The organism is Roseibium album, assembly GCF_965233825.1.
In the GTDB taxonomy this organism is placed as follows: Bacteria; Pseudomonadota; Alphaproteobacteria; order Rhizobiales; family Stappiaceae; genus Roseibium; species Roseibium album.
Genome location: NZ_OZ247583.1, coordinates 6,760,448 through 6,778,273 on the forward strand (window position 1 = coordinate 6,760,448; position 17,826 = coordinate 6,778,273).

The window sequence follows — 17,826 nt, forward strand, 5'->3', positions numbered from 1 at the left end:
GAACATCTTTGTGCGTTCGTTTGAACGAAAGACACTCCAGGCCCGCATTTATCGGTTAGGCATATGCTGAAATTTCTCGAAAGAACGCACGTTCGCGTTGAATCGCTCGCGGTGCTCCTGGCACTGATCATCGTCATGGCATTTCTGTCTCCGGTGACCGGTTCCGGCGTACGGGTCTTTTTGACCGCGAACAACTTCTTCAACATCATCCTGGCCAGTGCCACGTTTGGCATTCTGGCGATCGGAGCCACATTCGTCATAAGCTCGGCCGGGATCGATTTGTCTCTCGGTTCTGTTCTCGGCCTGGCTTCGGTTACGGGAGCGGCACTGGTCGTGACGCTCGAATTGCCCTGGTACTTTGCAATCATCGGCTCGCTCATGGCCGGCGCAGCAGCGGGTGCAGTCAACGGCTTCATCATCACGCGAGGACATGTTCCCGCTTTCATCGTCACCCTCGGCATGCTCGGGATCGCGCGTGGTCTGGCACTGATCATCTCAAGCGGCCGGGGCATTTACGGGTTGCCGGAAGAGATCCTGTTTTTGGGCCAGGCCCGCCCGTTCGGCGTCCCGACACCTGTTTTCATCATGCTGTTCGTCGCCCTGGCCTCGCATTACGTCCTCGCGCACACCCCGTTCGGGCATCACACCCTCGCGCTTGGCGACAACGAGAATTCGGCCCGGGCCACAGGTATAAACATCCGCCGTCAACGCATGATGCTCTACACGATTTCGGGGCTGATGGCGGGGATCGCCGGCCTGATCTTCACGGCGCGCGTGAACACCGGAGATCCGACGGCCGGCCTGAACTACGAGCTTCTGGCCATTACCGCGGCCATCATCGGCGGAACCAACCTGTTTGGCGGACGCGGCTCGATCCTCGGGACCATGATCGGTGCCCTGATCATGGGCGTTCTGCAAAACGGCCTCAACCTCATGGCCGTACAGGCTTACTACCAGCAGATGGCAATTGGTGCCGTTCTGATCGCCGCAGTCTGGCTCGACCAGATCCGGACCAGAGGGAGGTCGTTGCAATGAGCCTTCTGGAGCTTTCAGGTGTCGAGAAAAGTTTCGGCCCGGTGCAGGTTCTGCACGGAGTGAACCTGTCAGTGGCGGCCGGTGAAGTTGTCGGGCTTGTCGGTGACAATGGTGCGGGCAAATCGACCCTCATGAAGACCATCACCGGGGTCTACACCACCGACAGCGGCCGCATAACGTTTGACGATCAGGATGTCACCGGCCGCGATCCGGGCGAAAGGCGCGAACGGGGTATCGAGATGATCTATCAGGATCTCGCGCTTGCACCGCAACAGGATGTCGCCAACAACATTTTCCTGGGAAGAGAGCCGACCAAGAGATTCCTCGGGATCCTTCCACGTTTCGTCGACAAGGCAAAGATTGACGCCCAGGCTCAGGAGATGATCGACCGTTTGGGCGTTCATGTCCCCTCGATCCAGATTCCGGTCGGCATGCTCTCCGGTGGTCAGCAACAGACCATCGCCATTGCCCGCGCGCTGACGTTCAAGCCGAAGCTCGTGATCATGGACGAACCGACTGCGGCACTCGCGGTACGCGAGGTGGAAAGCGTCCTGAACCTGATACGGCAGATGCAGGAAGAGGGCATTGCGACCATCCTGATCAGTCATCGCCTCAACGATGTATTCGAAGCCTGCGGCCGCATCGTCGTACTCCGCCGCGGCAATGTTATTGCTGACCTGAAACGGGACGAAACCGACATGGCGGAAGTCGTCTCCTATATTGTAGGCGCCCACGGATAGGAAAGCGTATGCCCCGACTTGGACTACATGGCCTTGCCTTCACGCCTCTCTGGAACCCAGGCGAAGCCGATCGCCTGCTGCCACCGATCACTGCCCACGGCGTGTCGGTCATCGAGACGCCCCTGCTGGATCCTCAAAACTACGACAGTACCGGTACCAGACGCGCCGCGGAACGCAACGGTGTCGAGATCGTCTGCTCGCTCGGACTTCCAGCGGAATTCGATATCGTCCGAAACCATGGCGATGCCGTCGACTATCTTGGCTTTGCTCTGCAGGTCGCACGGGATGCCGGTGCCGCTTCGCTTTCGGGTGTTACTTACGGCACCATCGGCAAGACCTCGGGCGGCCCCGTCACCGAAGCCGAAAGCGATGCAATCTGCCGTCTTGTCGACCGGGTTTCCCAGAAGGCGAGAACGCTCAACATGCGTCTGGGACTTGAGCCTTGCAACCGGTACGAAACGCATCTGCTCAACACAGCGAGACAGACTGCAGGGATCATTGAACGCGTCGGTGCTGCAAATGTCTTTATCCACCTTGATACCTATCACATGAACATCGAGGAGGCAGGCATGGCAGCCGGATTTGAAGATGCGGGCGAGCACCTTGGGTATGTGCACCTGTCAGAATCCAACCGCGGTGTCCCGGGAAAGGGAACGCTCGACTGGGCAGCAACGTTCAAGGCTCTCGCAGACATTGGCTATCAGGGCACAATGACCCTGGAGAGTTTTGTTTATCTGGCTCCGGAAATCGCTTCGGGGCTTGCTGTGTGGCGCCCGGTTGCCGATCGGCCGGAAGATGTCATCGATATCGGGCTCCCCTTCATTGTCGAACAGGCGCAAGCCGCCGGACTTGATCTGTCATGAACGATACGCGTGAAACATCATTTGAGGAACTTGTGGCCACTGCGCTGGAACGCGGCTCCAAAGCGCGCAGCATCACTGCTGTCTGCGGAGCCCCGGGTGCGGGAAAATCCACACTGTCCGACACGCTCGCCGCGCACCTGAATGACCGGGAAACCGACAGCGCTGCGGTCTTTCCGATGGATGGCTATCATTTCGACGATCTCATTTTGAATGCTCGTGGCTGGCGCGCACGCAAGGGAGCGCCGCATACGTTCGATGTCGCCGGCTTTGCGCAGATGCTGATACGCCTGAAGCGAAACGAAGAAGCGGAGATCGCAGTTCCGGTTTTCGATCGCAGCATCGAGATTGCGCGAAACAGCGCGCGGATAATTCCCCGCTCCGTTCGCCATCTCGTCGTTGAGGGAAATTACCTGCTTCTGGATCAGTCGCCCTGGCATGAACTGGTACCGCTGTTCGATACGACGGTTTTTCTTGATGTTCCCCTGGATGAGCTTGAAAGACGCTTGTCGGAACGCTGGCAGGACCTCTCTCCTGAGGATTGCCGAAAAAAACTTGCCGAAAATGACCTGCCGAATGCCGAGCTTGTTTCGACCAAAAGCAGACCGGCCGAATTTGTCCTGCGTGCCTGATTTTCTTCGCGCTCAGGCACATTGGACAAAGACGCTGCGCGAAGACATCCAAACCTTGCTGTCCTGGATCCTGAACCGGATGCACGCACGCATGAAAACGGGACAGGACGATGCGCATTTTTGAATTTGAATGGACATGGCCACGATGATTCCATGATTTTGCACCACAAATCGATTTCATGATTTCATTCGCAAAGCTCTTTCTTCGCTTCTCTCGCCGGCTGCTGCTTTTTTTACTGGCCGTATTCATATTGCCGGCCCTCCTCCATCTCGGCGTCTGGAGCTTGACGGACCGGCCTGACGGATGGCGCCAGGCGACCTGGTCCAGTGCCGGTATCTTGCCGCTGACCCCTTCGCCGGACGAAGCGACAATTTATGTCATGACCGCCCGTACCGGCGGGATCAAAGGCGCATTTGCAACGCATTCCTGGCTGGTATTGAAGCCGTTGGGTGCAAGCACCTACGACCGCTACGATGTTGTGGGCTGGGGAAATCCGGTGCGCAAAAACGCCTATGATGCGGATGGTCATTGGTATTCAAACAAACCCATGATCAGCTATAGGCTGACCGGCAAGAAAGCCGAACTATTGTTGCCGCAGGTGGAAAAAGCCATTGCTGCCTATCGCTGGCGCAAACGCGGTGACTACACGATTTGGCCCGGCCCAAACTCCAACACGTTTGTCGCAAGCGTGCTGGGGCAAATTCCCGGCCTCGCCGCAGCCACGCCCAGCACCGCTATCGGTCGGGATTTTCCTGCCGATGGCAGGTGGATCGGACGTCGCAAGAACGGCGCACTTTTCGCGACACTGGGCGGATATTTCGGTGTCGTTGCCGGAGGCGGACGTGGCTTGGAAATCAACTTTCTGGGTCTTGTCGCCGGGATTAATCCAGGCGCGCTGGAGGTGGCAATTCCTGCTTTTGGTGCTCTTAGATTTCCAGAATTGGATAGCTAGATTGCTGCTCCCCATGTTCGGCTACGTCCGATTGTCCGGAGCCCCGCGAAGTCCCAGCTTTTTCAAAAGCCGGTCCCGTTTCATCAGCCACCATCCAGACTCCATTGGCCACATTTGATGGCCTTCATCCAATCCCAGTTCCTCCGCGACATGAAGCGGCCAGTTCGGGTCATCGAGCAATTCCCTCGCCAGCGCGATCATGTCGGCCTTCCCGCACGAAACGATGTCCTCACACGCTTTGCCACCCCACAGGAAACCGACTGCCATGGTGGCAATACCTGCCGTCTTGCGCACCTCTTCGGCAAATGGCGTCTGGAAACCTTCTTCGATGACCATGCGCCGCGGCCTCTCCTTTCCGCCAATGCCTCCGCTCGAACAGTCGATCATGTCGACGCCGTGCGATTTCAGCGCCTTCGCCGTCTCCACCGTCTCTTCAACTTCAATTCCTCCGTCAAGCCAGTCAGTTGCTGAAAGTCGAAACGCCAGCGGAAATTCTTCCGGCCAGTTTGCGCGGATTGATCGGGCGACTTCAATTGCGAACCGGCGGCGGTTTTCCGGGCTCCCGCCCCACCTGTCCTCTCGCCGGTTCGAGATTGGAGACAGGAACTGATGAACCAGAAACCCGTGGGCGGCATAGACTTCCAAAATCCTGAAACCGGCGTCTCCTGCTCTGCGGGCGGCCTGCCCGAAGGACCGGATCACACGCTGAATATCCTCCTCGGACATCTCGACCGGAAGTGGCCAGCCGTCAGCATAGGGTATCGAGGAAGGCGCAATTGCCTGCCACGGCGCCTCGTTTCTTTCCGAAACATCTTCGAGATCGACCGGTGTTTCGCCATGCCACGGACGCCGTTCCGAGGCCTTGCGGCCCGCATGTCCGATCTGAATGCCTGGAACCGCACCTTCGCGGTCAATAAACGCCGCAACTGGTTTGAGGGCGTCCACGTGCGCATCGTCCCAAAGACCGAGATCTCCATGTGTCCTGCGCCCGTCCTTTTCCACCGCAGTGGCTTCGGCATACACCAGCCCGGCGCCGCCCATGGCAAAGCGACCCAAATGAACGAGATGCCAGTCATTCGCATATCCCTCACGGGATCTGTACTGGCTCATCGGGGAGACGGCAATACGGTTCTTGAACGTGATTCCGCGCAGCTTGAAAGGGGAAAACAGACTGGACAACTCTAACCTTCGATTTTCTGGCGGCCTCTAACGGCACGCAACATTCGTGATAACCGGCATTGAAGCCTGAAGCCTCAGATTAGGGCCGGGGATTGATCTTGTCCGGTGGAATTCGGCCTATCAACGCAATGTGAAGAAAGAGAGGGAATGTGAATTTGCGCCCGCTCGCATCTTCCCGATCCAGACCCGGATACAGGCAAAAAAACAGCGGCAGAGAGACAAAAGATCCTCCGTTCTGTCATCAAAACAAAATGGAGCGCGATATACCGTGACAGCGCGACGAAGGCCTCACCTTATGGGTGTACACATGAAGCACTCTGCGGCACACTCTTTTTGCCACCTGACAGGAAAGTACCCGTTTCGGATGCAAATTCCGACAGGGCGGCGGCGTCAACTCAGTAGCCAGCTAATCATCTGATAAGCGAGTTAGGAAAACCGATGAAAGACACCGAGAACCACACGCTCTCGTTTGACGATTACGACGAGATGATCAACCCCCGCCCGGAAGAATGCGACTTTGACCGGATTGTTGAAGCAGCCCTCAGCCGTCGTGGTTTCCTGGGTGGCGTTCTTGCTTTCGGCAGTTTTGCCGCCGTCGGTGGCGGGTTCTCGCCCGCAGAGGCAGCTTCAAATCGCTTTGCATTCGAGGCAATTGGAACATCCGTGGCAGACGATGTCGTTGTTCCGCCCGGATTTAAAGCAGAAGTTCTGGTCCGTTGGGGGGACCCTCTCTGGTCAGACGCGCAGGAATTCGATCATGCCACCCGTGGCACGGCAGCAAGTCAGGAGCGTGCGTTCGGTGACAATACCGACGGAATGGATGTCTTCTTCCACAACGGTAAGACCCTTCTCGTGGTGAATAACGAATACACCAACCGGGACATCCTGTGGGGCAACAATCCGGATGCCAAACCGGCTTCGGACGACGACATTGCCAAGGGCATGATGGCGCACGGCGTTTCTGTCGTCGAAATCGCCAACACGGACGGCAAGTGGCATATCGTCAAGGACAGCCCTTACAACCGTCGCATCACACCGAACACCGAAATGGAACTGACCGGCCCGGCCGCAGGCCATGACCTGATGAAAACCGCTGCTGATCCGGCCGGAAAGAAGGCGCTCGGCACCTGGAACAACTGCGGCAACGGTGCAACCCCGTGGGGCACGTACCTGGCTTGCGAAGAAAACTTCAACGGCTATTTCTCCTCCAGCGAAGACGTTCAGGACGACAACCCGAAATCCATTACTCCTGAAATGAAACGCTATGGTGTCAGCACCAAGGACTGGGGCTACGGCTGGGCGAAGATCGACGAGCGCTTCGACGTTGCCAAGCACGCCAATGAACCGAACCGTGCGGGATATGTCGTGGAAATCGATCCCAGCGACCCGAATTCAAACCCCAAGAAACGCACAGCCCTCGGCCGATTCAAGCATGAAAACGCGGAAACTGTCATCAACAACGACGGACGTGTCGTCATTTACATGGGCGACGACGAACGTGGTGAATTCCTCTACCGATATGTTTCGAACGGGGTCTATGCAGCTGGCGTCGATACCGACGAACTGATGGAAAACGGAACCCTTTCAGTCGCCAAGTTCAACGAAAACGGTACTGGGGCCTGGATCCCGCTAACCCCGGAAACCACTGGCTTGGGGTCGCAGGCAGAAATCCAGATCCACACCCGTCAGGCCGCGTCAGCCGTTGGCGCGACTACAATGGACCGTCCGGAATGGGTTGCGGCAAACCCCAAGGAAGCAGAGATCTATTGCTGCCTGACCAACAACAAGAACCGCGGCGTGAAAACCAATGCCGGAGGTGATGAAACACCGGCCATGGGTCCGAATCCGCGCGAAAAGAACAACTACGGTCAGATCGTCCGCTGGCGTCCGGATGCAGGCGATCACACCACGCCGGGCTTCACCTGGGACCTTTATGTGTTGGCCGGAAATCCGACCGTGCATTCCGATGCCTATGCAGGGTCTTCAAACGTCAATGCCGACAACATGTTCAACTCGCCTGACGGCCTCGCATTCGATGCCAACGGCCTGCTCTGGATCCAGACCGACGGCAGCTACAAGAACGAAGGCGACTTTGCCGGTCAGGGTAACAACCAGATGCTTGCAGGCGACCCTGTCACCGGTGAAATCCGTCGCTTCCTCGTCGGGCCGAAAGAATGTGAAGTCACCGGTCTTTGTTGGTCGCCGGACCGCCGCACCATGTTCGTCGGCATTCAACATCCGGGTGAACGCGGTGACAGCCACTGGCCGGAGGGCGGCGACGCTGTGCCACGTTCGGCAATCATCACGGTAACCCGTGACGATGGTGGCCTGCTCGGCTGACAATAGCCGGCTAAACAAACAGATTCGGCCGGTTCTTCACCGGCCGTTTTTTGTGGGTTTGTCAGCATAAAAATGCGGCAAGCCGGTGTTACGACCAGGAGACATCCCTGACAGTTTCCGGGGATTGCTCAAGTGACCGGTCAAACACGATATTCAACGATCTGCGTATACAGGACCAGTTTCAAATGTGGAGTGATCGTGATCTCGCAGAGTTCAAGCTGGTCATACCGTTGAACCAGATCGACGCACCGGCTCTCCCTCCAACAGCGACATCTTCAAGTGAGACGGCGGACAAAACCGATATTCTGGACATCAAACGCAATCGGCTCAGAATGTATCAGCCTGTTGGCGGTTTCAACGATCCGCACTGCTGCATTGAGTGATCAACCTTCCTTGCCGTGGTCATACCAGACCGCTTCAATATTATGACCGTCGAAATCCAGGACGAAGGCCGCGTAGTATCCGGGCCAGTATTCCGGTCGGTATCCAGGCTGGCCATTGTCTGCCGCGCCCGCGTTCAGGGCTGTAGAGTAGAAAGCCTCGACCGCCTCACGGCTGGCTGCCTCAAAAGCAATATGCGTTGGAACGACCGGGTCTTTTACCACCCAGAGGTCAGTGTGCCTGCCGTCAAAGAAACCTGCCGCCTCTCCGACCTCCATGCTGACCGTATAGCCGAGGGTCGCCAGCACGGTTTCATAAAACGCTTTTGATCGCGCGTAGTCGCTGACATGCAGATGGGTATGGGCGATCACCTCTGAAACTCCACTCCAAGTACCTGCCGGCAGCAGATGCACCACCCGACGACATTCGATCTGAACAAGATACATCGAAACGTACCGGCAATTTCTTCGAATGTAACCCGAATTTCCGCTGCCCCGGCAACCTCGTCAACTGGCTACAACCGGCCACTCCTTTGCCACCATGGTCAGGACATCATATTGGGCGACGACTTCATCGCTCTGATTGGTCACCTGGCAGTCCCAGCGTACTTCACCATGTTCGGCGTTTTCGCGCGGATTGATTTCCTTGCAGGTCAGACGCACCTTCAATGCGTCACCGAAATAGACCGGCGTGAGAAATCTCAGATTGTCGACCCCGTAATTTGCAAGAACCGGTCCCGGATCCGGATCGACGAAGAGACCGGCGGCAAAGGAAGCGATCAGATATCCGTGGGCGACCCGATCTTCGAAGAACGGATTGGCCCTGGCCGCCTCGGTGTCCATATGGGCATAGAACGTATCGCCGGTGAACTCGGCGAAATGCTCGACGTCCTCTTGCGTGACTTTTCGCGCCCTGGTGACGATCTGATCGCCGATTTTCAACTCCGCCAGCGACTTGCGGAAAGGATGGACATCGGTACGGACACCGGCGCCGTCCATCCATTGACCGGTGATCGCAGAAAGCAGCTCCGGGGTCGCCTGAACCGCCGAACGCTGCATGAAATGCTTCACGCCGCGCATGCCACCCATTTCCTCGCCGCCCCCGGCCCGGCCGGGACCGCCGTGAACGAGCGGCGCCAGCGGTGAGCCGTGACCAGTCGAACTCTTCGCCGAACGGTGGTTACCGACAAGGACGCGCCCGTGGAATGGCGCGAGACCCGTAACGATGTCCCGGGCCACGTTTCCGTCATTGGTAAAGAGTGAGGAAACCAGTGATCCGCGCCCCTTTTGTGCGAGAAAAACCGCTTCGTCATTTCCATCATAGGCCATGACGGTTGCGACCGGTCCGAAGGCTTCAACGGAATGCACGGCCTCCGCAGAGGCCGGATTGGCGCAGCGCAGGAGCACTGGCGACATGAAGGCGCCCCTGTCGGCATCTCCCGAGACAAGATCAACGGCATCTATCGAACCGGAGACGATTTCCGCTTCCTCTGCCAGGACACTCACTTTCGACTTGACGTCATCTCGGTCCTTCAGGGAAACCAGCGCACCCATACGGGTGTTTTCATTGTCCGGCAGACCGATCGGCGTGGATGTCAGTCGGGCGGAGAGCGCTTCGACGACCGCTGACTCATGTTCCCTCGGCACGATGATCCTGCGAATGGCGGTGCATTTCTGCCCTGCCTTGACCGTCATCTCGCGACTGACTTCCTTGACGAAGAGATCGAATTCCTCCGTTCCGGGCGCCGCATCAATTCCCAGGATTGAGGCATTGAGACTATCGGCTTCCATGGTGAAACGGACGGAGTTCTTCAGGATCGCCGGGCCGGATTTCAGTTTCTGTCCTGTTGAAGCCGAGCCGGTAAAAGTGACGACGTCCTGTTCAATGACATGTTCCAGAAGATCACCGGCTGATCCGGTGACGATCTGCAGTGCTCCTGCGGGTAGAATGCCGGTTTCGAGGATCCTGCGCACCACCATTTCGGTCAGATAGGCGGTCTGCGAGGCAGGTTTGACCAGACAGGGCATGCCTGCAATCAGGGTCGGAGCGATCTTTTCCAGCATTCCCCAGACGGGAAAGTTGAAGGCGTTGATATGGACGGCAACACCCTGCAGCGGCATCAGGATGTGTTGTGCGGCAAAAGAGTTGTCGCGGGAAAGCAACTCGACGGGACCTTCACTCAAGACCTTCGTGTTCGGCAGTTCACGCCGCGCCTTGGACGCGAAGGTCAGAAGCGTTCCAATGCCCCCGTCGATATCGATCCAGCCGTCCTTGCGCGTCGCACCGGTGGCAAAGTTCTCCAGATAGAACTCTTCCTTAAGTTCCATGAGTTTCAGGCCGACTGCCTTGAGCATCAACGCGCGTTCATGGATCGTCATGGCGCGCAGAGCCGGGCCGCCGACCTCGCGTCCCCATTCAAGCGCACCCTTGAAATCAAGGCCTTCCGTGCCGATCAGGGCGTGCACCTCACCGGTTGCCGCATTCAGCACCGGCCTGCCATCGCCGTCACCCCGCCGCCATGTGCCCCCGACATAGCTTTCCAGCCGGCGCTGAACCGTTCCCGTCCCGTCCATGGATCGTCCTTTCTGAATGTTCAGCCGAGTTTCAGCTCGGCCAGCCTTGCCTCGGCGTCGGCTTTCCACGCGGCACGCAGCGTCTCGTTGTCAGTGTGACGCAGGCCCAATTTCTTCATCCGCTCGAAACGGTCTGACTGAGCCGGGCCGAAAGTTTCCGCCACGCGGGGCAGCCAGTAATTCACCGAAGCCAGAACCTCGGCACGGGTTGTATCGTCCTCCGCCAGATGCTGAAGGCCCTCCAGCCCAAGTTCCATATGGCGCTTTTCCCTCGGCAGGATCTCCCGAAAGACCTCGCCGAGCGGCTGGTAGGAAGTCAGGGCCTGTTCCTCAAGCTGATAGACGGTCGCCATTCCCATCAGCGTGTTCATGACAACAGCATCGGTCCAGCTTTCAAGGGGATAGTGAAAGACAGACAGGCGCATGTCGCCCCCCTGCCGTTTCGGGTCAATCCGGGCATCGCGCGGTTGCCGCGCCGACCAGGCGTGCGTCTTGTTGTAGAGCGCCTTGTCCGTGCCGAATTCGCTCATCAGATCGAGAACACGTTCCGCGTGATCCACCTTCTCCAGGGTGATCCGGCTGGCTGCGATCCTCTCCTTCAGGCCCGGCGCCCAGTTGATGGCATCTGCAAAACCCGCAGAACCGGCGAGTTCGCTGTCCACGAAGGAAGACATCAGGCGCAGAAGCTCACCACGGTAGCGCGGCGAAACGTTTTCCGGCGATGTCAGCTTGCCGCCCCTTTCAAGATAGTCGGAAAGGGACATGGCGTCGTCCTGCGGAAGGATTGCTTCACTCGTCATAGCTGATCACCACCTTGTCGGAAACGGGGATGCACTGGCAGGAAAGGACGTAACCGGCACGGACCTCGTAGTCCTCCAGCGCATGGTTCACTTCCATCTCCACCTCACCCTCGATCACCCTGGCGCGACAGGTGGAACAGACCCCCGCCTTGCATGCAAATGGAGCGTCCATGGCATTCGCGACCGCAGCTTCGAGCACGGATGTCCCACTCTTGTCCATCTGGAAGTTGCGCGTCGTACCGTCGAGCGTAACCGACACCTCGCAGGTGCCCGATCCGGCAGCGACCGCCTTGGAGGCAACCGGGCTCTTGGTGCGCCCGGGTTGGGTAGACGCGAAAAGTTCAAAACGGATCTGGTCATCGCCAAGCCCGTGACTGCGCAGGCTGTCGGCGATCGTCAGCATCATCGGTTCAGGTCCGCAAATGAATGCCGCATCGACCTCTTCCGCATCGATCCAGAGACGAAACAGCATCTCCATCTTCTCAGCGTCGATCCGGCCGGTGAACAGATCGATTTCCTGGGACTCCGTTTCCAGAATATGGATCAGCGAGAAGCGGCCGAGATACCTGTTCTTCAGGTCTTCCAGCTCCTCTCGGAACATGATCGAACTGGTTTGACGATTGGCATAGATAAGTGTGAAATTGCTATGCGGCTCCCGCGCCAGCACAGTCTTGATGATGGACAGAACCGGGGTAATGCCCGAACCACCGGCAAAACCGAGATAGCTCTTCGCAGCCCCTGGCTCCAGCTCGGTAAAAAATCGGCCCATCGGCGTCATGGCCTCCAACCGGTCGCCGACCTTCAACTCCTCGTTTGCCCATGTTGAAAAGGCACCGCCATCGACCCGCTTGATGCCAACCTTCAGACAACCCTCGTCGAGACCCGTGCAGATCGAATAGGACCGGCGCAGTTCCTCGCCGTCAAAATTCCGGCGGAATGTCAGATACTGGCCCTGCACGAAACCGAATGCGTCGGCCTCCGTTTCCTCGGGCTTGAGCGTTACCACGACCGCGTCGCGCGTATCGCGGCGGATGTCGGTCACTTCGAGCGAATGGAAACGAGCCATGGGCGATACCCTCCTTCGGGTTTCAGATACACTTGAAATAGTCGAACGGTTCGAGACAGTCCTTGCAGCGCCATGCAGCCTTGCAGGGTGTAGATCCGAATTGGCTGATCCTCTCGGTCTGGACCGAACCGCAGCGCGGACACGCAACACTGAGACTGTTTTGGCCGGAAAGCCGCGCGGCCTTGGCGCTCATGCCATCCGATGCCGTTCCGTCGATCGGCGGTGCGATGCCGAAGGCCTTCAGTTTTTCCCGCGCGGCCTTTGTCACCCAGTCCGTTGTCCAGGGGGGTGACAACCGACGCTCCAGTCGCATGTCCGCCACACCCTTTTCACGAAGCTTGTCCTCGATCATCAGATCGATCACTGCCGTTGCCGGGCATCCCGAATAAGTCGGTGTGACGGCCACAACCAGCGTCTCATGTTCGTAGCGAACGTCTCTCACGATCCCGAGTTCCGTCACCGAGACAACGGGAATTTCAGGATCGGGAACCTCTGCAAGCCAGCTCCAGACCTCGTCGATCGTTGGCAGAAGCGTGGTGGACATCGCCCGCTCCTACCAGCTCGCGCCGGGATAGGCACGTTGCAGAAACTGCATTTCGGCTAGAATGAAACCGAGATGCTCGGTGTGCCGCCCCTGCTTTCCGCCCAGATGGGCGTAACCTGCCGGATCCGGCATGGTCAGAGTGGCTTCTTCCAGAATGTCCCGCACTTTTGTTTCCCAGGCGCCGCGCAATTGCGCAAGATCGGGAGCAACTCCAGCATCGGAAAGCCGCTCGTCGACTTCATCTGCCTTGAACATCTCTCCGGTGTAAGGCCAAAGCAGTTCGAGCGCGTCCTGCATCCGGCGATGGCTTTCTGCAGTACCGTCGCCAAGACGGACGACGATATCGGAAGCCCGGTCAAGATGATAACTGACTTCCTTGACCGCCTTCGCGGCGATTTCAGCAACGCGCGGGCTGCTGGAATTGCTCGACAACCAGGTCAACAGCAGATGATGATAGGCGTCGAAAAGGAATTCCCGCATCATCGTCACCGCCATGTCGCCCTTGGGCAGTTCGACCAGCAGGATATTGCGGAATTTCATCGCGTCCCGAAGATAGGCGAGAGTGTCGGCGTCGCGGCCTTCCCCTTCCAGTTCGCCGGCAAGACCCAGCCACATCTGGGTATGTCCGATCAGGTCCAGTGCCGTATTTGCAAGCGCGATATCCTCTTCCAGAACCGGGCCGTGACCACACCATTCGGACGTGCGGTGGCCGAGAATCAGCGCATTGTCTCCCAACCTGCACAGCCATTCAAAAAATGCGGGCCGCAGGGCAGCGTCAGTCATGATCGGATCGTTCGCTGCGACGTCCACTGTTGTTTCAACATCCGGCATCACATTTTTCCAACTTCATCGGGAATGTCGAAAAATGTCGGATGACGGTAGGTCTTGCTCTCGGCCGGATCGAACAGCGGGCCTTTCTCGGACGGGCTTGACGCGGTAATTTCCCTTGAAGGCACTACCCAGATCGAGACGCCTTCACGACGGCGGGTGTAGACGTCGCGCGCATGATTGATCGCCATTTCCGCGTCGGGTGCATGCAGGCTGCCAACGTGACGGTGGTTCAACCCATGCTGACCCCGGATGAAGACTTCCCAGAGCGGCCATTCTTTCTTGGACATGGCTGGTTCTCCCTCAATAGCCCATTGTCTCGATTATTCGGCGGCGACAGACGCAGCCTTGCGGCGGTCGGCGGCTTTGTCGGCATAGGCGTTGAGGCCGTCGCGGAACCATTCACCGTCCTCCCAGGCCTTGACCCGGGCATCCATCCGTTCCCGATTGCAGGGCCCGTTGCCCTTGATCACCTCGAAGAACTCCGACCAGTCCGGTTCTGAGAAGTCATAGCCCTGCTTCTCCTCGTTCCATTCCAGCTTTTCGTCCGGCACGGTCAGGCCGAGATATTTCGCCTGCGGCACGGTCTCGTTGACGAATTTCTGGCGCAACTCGTCATTGGTGTTGATCTTGATCTTCCATGCCATGGACTGGGCCGAATGGACCGAGTCCTTGTCGGACGGGCCAAACATCATCAGCGACGGAAACCAGAACCGGTTCAGCGCGTCCTGCGCCATGTCTTTCTGATCCGGCGTGCCCTGGGCCATCTTCATCATGATCGCGTAACCCTGGCGCTGGTGGAAGCTTTCTTCCTTGCAGATCCGGATCATGGCGCGGCTGTATGGCCCGTAGGAAGTGCGCTGCAGCGGTACCTGGTTCATGATCGCTGCCCCGTCAACGAGCCAGCCAACAGCCCCGATATCCGCCCAGTTCAGCGTCGGGTAATTGAAGATGGAGCTGTATTTCATTTTGCCGGAATGGAGTTTGTCCAGCAGTTCGTCACGGGAAACACCGAGAGTTTCCGCAGCCGAATAGAGATAAAGGCCGTGGCCTGCTTCATCCTGGACCTTCGCCAGCAGGATCGCCTTGCGCTCCAGTGTCGGCGCCCGTGTGATCCAGTTTCCCTCGGGCAGCTGACCGACGATCTCCGAATGTGCATGCTGGCCGATCTGGCGCACAAGCGTCTTGCGGTATCCCTCCGGCATCCAGTCTTTCGGCTCGATCTTCTCACCGTTGTCGACGCGATCCTGAAAAGCCTGCTCTTGCGGCGACATTTCCTCACGTGATTTGAGACCTTCAGATTTCACGAGCTGCGCATACATGGCATTTCCTCCAATAGTGCCTGTTCAGGCCCTGATCTCTTTCAAACCTACACCCGCTCCAGCACAAGTGCGATGCCCTGCCCTACACCGACACACATGGTGCAGAGCGCATAGCGACCGCCTGTTCGCTGAAGCTGATAGGCGGCATGCAGCACAAGCCGCGCGCCCGACATGCCAAGTGGGTGGCCCATGGCAATAGCACCGCCATTGGCATTCACATGCGCCGCATCGTCCGGCAGCCCGAGTTCCCGCAGAACCGCCAGCGACTGGGAGGCAAAGGCTTCGTTGAGTTCGATCACATCCATCTGGTCGAGGCGCAGTCCCGCGATCTTCAGAACCTTTTTTGAAGCGGGCCCGGGCCCCATGCCCATGATCCTGGGAGGCACACCGGCTGCAGCCATGGCAACGACACGTGCCTTCGGCACAAGACCGTTTCCGGCCGCCGCCGCGGCCGAGGCAACGATCACGCCGGCGGCACCGTCATTGACGCCGGAGGCATTGCCTGCAGTTACCGTCAGACCGGGGCCATTGACACCGCGCAGCTTCGCAAGCGCTTCAAGGCCCGTTCCCGGACGCGGGTGCTCATCCTTGTCGACGACGACGGGGTCCCCTTTGCGCCGGGGGATCGTTACCGGAACAATCTCTTGAGCGAAGACACCCGCGTTCTGTGCCACCTCCCACCGGCGCTGGCTTTGCGCGGCAAACCGGTCCTGGTCTTCCCGGGAGATGTTGTAGTCTTCGGCAACGTTGTCCGCCGTTTCCGGCATGGAATGCGTTCCGAACGCGCGGTCCATTTCCGAGTTCTTGAAGCGCCAGCCGATGGTCGTGTCATACATTTCCGCATTTCGCGAATACGCTGTCCCCGCCTTTGCGACAACGAACGGAGCGCGGCTCATGCTTTCCACGCCACCCGCGATCATGAAATCGGCATCTCCAGCCCGGATGGTGCGGGCCGCAAGTCCGATGGCATCCATCCCCGAACCGCACAGCCGGTTGACCGTCGTCCCGGGGACGCAGACCGGTAGGCCGGAAAGAAGCACCGCCATGCGTGCGACGTTGCGGTTGTCTTCACCTGCCTGGTTGGCACAACCCAAAATGACATCGTCGACCGCGTCCCAGTCCACGTCCGGATTGCGCTCTTTCAACGCTGCAAGGGGTATGGCTGCCAGATCATCTGCTCGCACGGATGCAAGGGCGCCTGCGTAGCGTCCGATAGGCGTGCGCACTGCATCGCAGACAAAGGCTTCCGACATTCTTCTCTCCCAACGCAGCCTCTTGGTCGACGCAAAATTCACCGACCGATCGGTCAGTGTTGTAGCATTAAAACATCACACCTCAAACTCTTTTTTAGATATATACGTGATGCTTTTCAATCACGGAACAAATTGTCTTTTTGCATCAGCACGTTAGCATTGCCATCTCTCGCTCAAGTCGATCGAGGCGGAGGCAGGTCTCTTCGGTGGCCGATGGCAGCAGGCCGATGGCATCACGAAATGTCAGGCCGATAAAGGCGTCCGCCTCGGCAGTGAGCGACAGATAGGCCCGGACGAACAACTGTCTCGCCTCTTCTGCGGGCCAGTCGGAAGGCCAAGCGTCACGCGGCAGGCGAGGATCCTTGAGCGCTGCCAACCGGTAGTGATGGACAAGTTGCAGCCGCAGGGCCAGGGCCTCCTCGCCTTCAAGGTCAACGGTGCCATTGCCAGATTTCAAGAGCGCGCCGAGAGCTTCGAAGCGCAACAGGAAACGCTTGTACCGGTCGGCAACGCCCTGAAGATCCCAGTAGTCCGCCGCCAGAGCAGGCCAACCTGCCGGATCCCCAACGGTTTCTGCGGAAAGCAACGGGCCGGCAGGAAAAGCAATGTCTTCACGATTGGGGGCGATCGCGGCCCCCTGCCCCAGGGATACCCAGCCTTCCGGAAGGGCCTCGGCAGCCTTGGCAGCAACCAGCCAGCCACGGGCGGGAGGCGGCGGCGCATAAAGAACCCGGGCAGCCTGCCTGAACTCCGCCCGCGCCTGCCCGGTCAACCGGTAGAAGCTCTTGCGTCCGATGCGTTCACCGAAAAGTTTGCCGGCGGTCACCAGCCGGGAAACCGCGGTTCTGACGAGACTTTCGCTGATACCCTGACGGGCGCAGCAAGTGACAAGATCCCCCATCCAGAGCGTGCCGCCACGCGGCTCGATCGCGTCCCCGTAAAGCGTGACGATAAAGACAGGCGCACGTGGAACATCCGCACCCGGCAACATTTGGAATTTGGTGTTTACTTCGGCGGTCGACATGCGGCTTCCAGTTTTCAGATCAATAAATTATATCACACAAAATCATTTTTCAGACAGTTTCTGTAGTGAATTTCAACCCTGGTGTGAACTAGACCTTCAATACCTTGATCACCACGAAAGGCGTTGAACGAACCGGTATTGAATAAGCACTCCAAACAACAACCATTCCGCTGAAAATGTTCTGCCGGCCCCCATTCCCGGAGCGTTGCGATTTGGGCAACCTGATGGCCGCGTTGGTTTCTGTTGCCGCTCAGGGACAATTCAAATGGGAAGGCATCGAATTCGAAATATACAGG

18 protein-coding genes are annotated in these 17,826 nt (G+C 58.2%); 7 read left to right on the forward strand and 11 right to left on the reverse strand.

The genetic code is table 11. The annotated features are described in order from the left end of the window. The first annotated feature begins 63 nt into the window (after nt 1-63). From ACO6TI_RS31055 to ACO6TI_RS31075, 5 genes are all read left to right on the forward strand, one after another. On the forward strand, nt 64-1,035 hold the full coding sequence (locus tag ACO6TI_RS31055) for an ABC transporter permease (RefSeq protein ID WP_055113207.1): 972 nt from the start codon (nt 64-66) through the stop codon (nt 1,033-1,035). Next, complete coding sequence (locus ACO6TI_RS31060; protein ID WP_055113209.1) at nt 1,032-1,775, forward strand: ATP-binding cassette domain-containing protein; 744 nt, start codon at nt 1,032-1,034, stop codon at nt 1,773-1,775. The genes ACO6TI_RS31055 and ACO6TI_RS31060 overlap by 4 nt, the downstream gene beginning before the upstream one ends. A gap of 8 nt (nt 1,776-1,783) precedes the next feature. Continuing rightward, the gene (locus ACO6TI_RS31065; RefSeq protein WP_055113211.1) at nt 1,784-2,638 is read left to right on the forward strand and encodes a sugar phosphate isomerase/epimerase family protein; all 855 of its coding nucleotides are present in this window, start codon (nt 1,784-1,786) and stop codon (nt 2,636-2,638) included. Next, a complete protein-coding gene (locus ACO6TI_RS31070; protein WP_055113213.1) occupies nt 2,635-3,267 on the forward strand; it encodes an AAA family ATPase in 633 nt (210 codons plus the stop codon). The genes ACO6TI_RS31065 and ACO6TI_RS31070 overlap by 4 nt, the downstream gene beginning before the upstream one ends. Before the next feature lie 284 nt (nt 3,268-3,551). After that, complete coding sequence (locus tag ACO6TI_RS31075; protein WP_422384039.1) at nt 3,552-4,220, forward strand: DUF3750 domain-containing protein; 669 nt, start codon at nt 3,552-3,554, stop codon at nt 4,218-4,220. Between the two features lie 21 nt (nt 4,221-4,241). Here ACO6TI_RS31075 and ACO6TI_RS31080 read toward each other — a convergent pair whose 3' ends face one another. Continuing rightward, complete coding sequence (locus tag ACO6TI_RS31080) at nt 4,242-5,399, reverse strand: NADH:flavin oxidoreductase/NADH oxidase (RefSeq protein WP_422384040.1); 1,158 nt, start codon at nt 5,397-5,399, stop codon at nt 4,242-4,244. A 438-nt stretch (nt 5,400-5,837) separates the two neighbouring features. Between ACO6TI_RS31080 and ACO6TI_RS31085 the strand changes: the two genes are divergently transcribed. Beyond that, nucleotides 5,838-7,739 (forward strand): PhoX family protein, encoded by a 1,902-nt coding sequence (locus tag ACO6TI_RS31085; RefSeq protein ID WP_055113220.1) that lies wholly within the window; start codon nt 5,838-5,840, stop codon nt 7,737-7,739. Nucleotides 7,740-7,924: 185 nt separating this feature from the next. Continuing rightward, nucleotides 7,925-8,122: a hypothetical protein gene (locus ACO6TI_RS31090; protein WP_422384041.1), complete on the forward strand. Its 198-nt coding sequence runs from the start codon at nt 7,925-7,927 to the stop codon at nt 8,120-8,122. Here ACO6TI_RS31090 and ACO6TI_RS31095 read toward each other — a convergent pair whose 3' ends face one another. The 10 genes from ACO6TI_RS31095 to ACO6TI_RS31140 all read right to left on the reverse strand — a co-directional run bounded on the left by ACO6TI_RS31095 (nt 8,123) and on the right by ACO6TI_RS31140 (nt 17,530). Beyond that, nucleotides 8,123-8,491 carry a VOC family protein gene (locus ACO6TI_RS31095; protein WP_422384042.1) on the reverse strand — a complete coding sequence of 123 codons (369 nt, stop codon included), beginning with the start codon at nt 8,489-8,491 and terminating at the stop codon, nt 8,123-8,125. A 135-nt stretch (nt 8,492-8,626) separates the two neighbouring features. Beyond that, complete coding sequence (paaZ, locus tag ACO6TI_RS31100; protein ID WP_422384043.1) at nt 8,627-10,693, reverse strand: phenylacetic acid degradation bifunctional protein PaaZ; 2,067 nt, start codon at nt 10,691-10,693, stop codon at nt 8,627-8,629. 20 nt (nt 10,694-10,713) lie between these two features. Next, complete coding sequence (locus ACO6TI_RS31105; RefSeq protein ID WP_409859012.1) at nt 10,714-11,493, reverse strand: Phenylacetic acid catabolic protein; 780 nt, start codon at nt 11,491-11,493, stop codon at nt 10,714-10,716. Beyond that, nucleotides 11,483-12,559, reverse strand: coding sequence for a 1,2-phenylacetyl-CoA epoxidase subunit PaaE (paaE, locus tag ACO6TI_RS31110; protein ID WP_422384044.1), 1,077 nt, complete (start codon nt 12,557-12,559; stop codon nt 11,483-11,485). The genes ACO6TI_RS31105 and paaE overlap by 11 nt, the downstream gene beginning before the upstream one ends. 22 nt (nt 12,560-12,581) lie before the next feature. Further along, nucleotides 12,582-13,103 carry a 1,2-phenylacetyl-CoA epoxidase subunit PaaD gene (paaD, locus tag ACO6TI_RS31115; RefSeq protein ID WP_055113229.1) on the reverse strand — a complete coding sequence of 174 codons (522 nt, stop codon included), beginning with the start codon at nt 13,101-13,103 and terminating at the stop codon, nt 12,582-12,584. Between the two features lie 9 nt (nt 13,104-13,112). After that, a complete protein-coding gene (paaC, locus tag ACO6TI_RS31120; RefSeq protein WP_055113231.1) occupies nt 13,113-13,934 on the reverse strand; it encodes a 1,2-phenylacetyl-CoA epoxidase subunit PaaC in 822 nt (273 codons plus the stop codon). Next, entirely contained in the window at nt 13,934-14,221 is a 288-nt protein-coding gene (paaB, locus tag ACO6TI_RS31125) for a 1,2-phenylacetyl-CoA epoxidase subunit PaaB (protein WP_055113233.1), read from the reverse strand. Before paaB ends, paaC begins: the two co-directional genes overlap by 1 nt. Before the next feature lie 33 nt (nt 14,222-14,254). Continuing rightward, nucleotides 14,255-15,253, reverse strand: a complete 999-nt coding sequence (gene paaA, locus ACO6TI_RS31130) for a 1,2-phenylacetyl-CoA epoxidase subunit PaaA (RefSeq protein WP_197000397.1) — start codon at nt 15,251-15,253, stop codon at nt 14,255-14,257. Nucleotides 15,254-15,300: 47 nt separating this feature from the next. Then, nucleotides 15,301-16,506 carry a 3-oxoadipyl-CoA thiolase gene (pcaF, locus tag ACO6TI_RS31135; RefSeq protein WP_422384045.1) on the reverse strand — a complete coding sequence of 402 codons (1,206 nt, stop codon included), beginning with the start codon at nt 16,504-16,506 and terminating at the stop codon, nt 15,301-15,303. 145 nt (nt 16,507-16,651) lie between these two features. Next, entirely contained in the window at nt 16,652-17,530 is an 879-nt protein-coding gene (locus ACO6TI_RS31140; protein WP_422384046.1) for a PaaX family transcriptional regulator C-terminal domain-containing protein, read from the reverse strand. Nucleotides 17,531-17,826 lie beyond the last annotated feature (296 nt).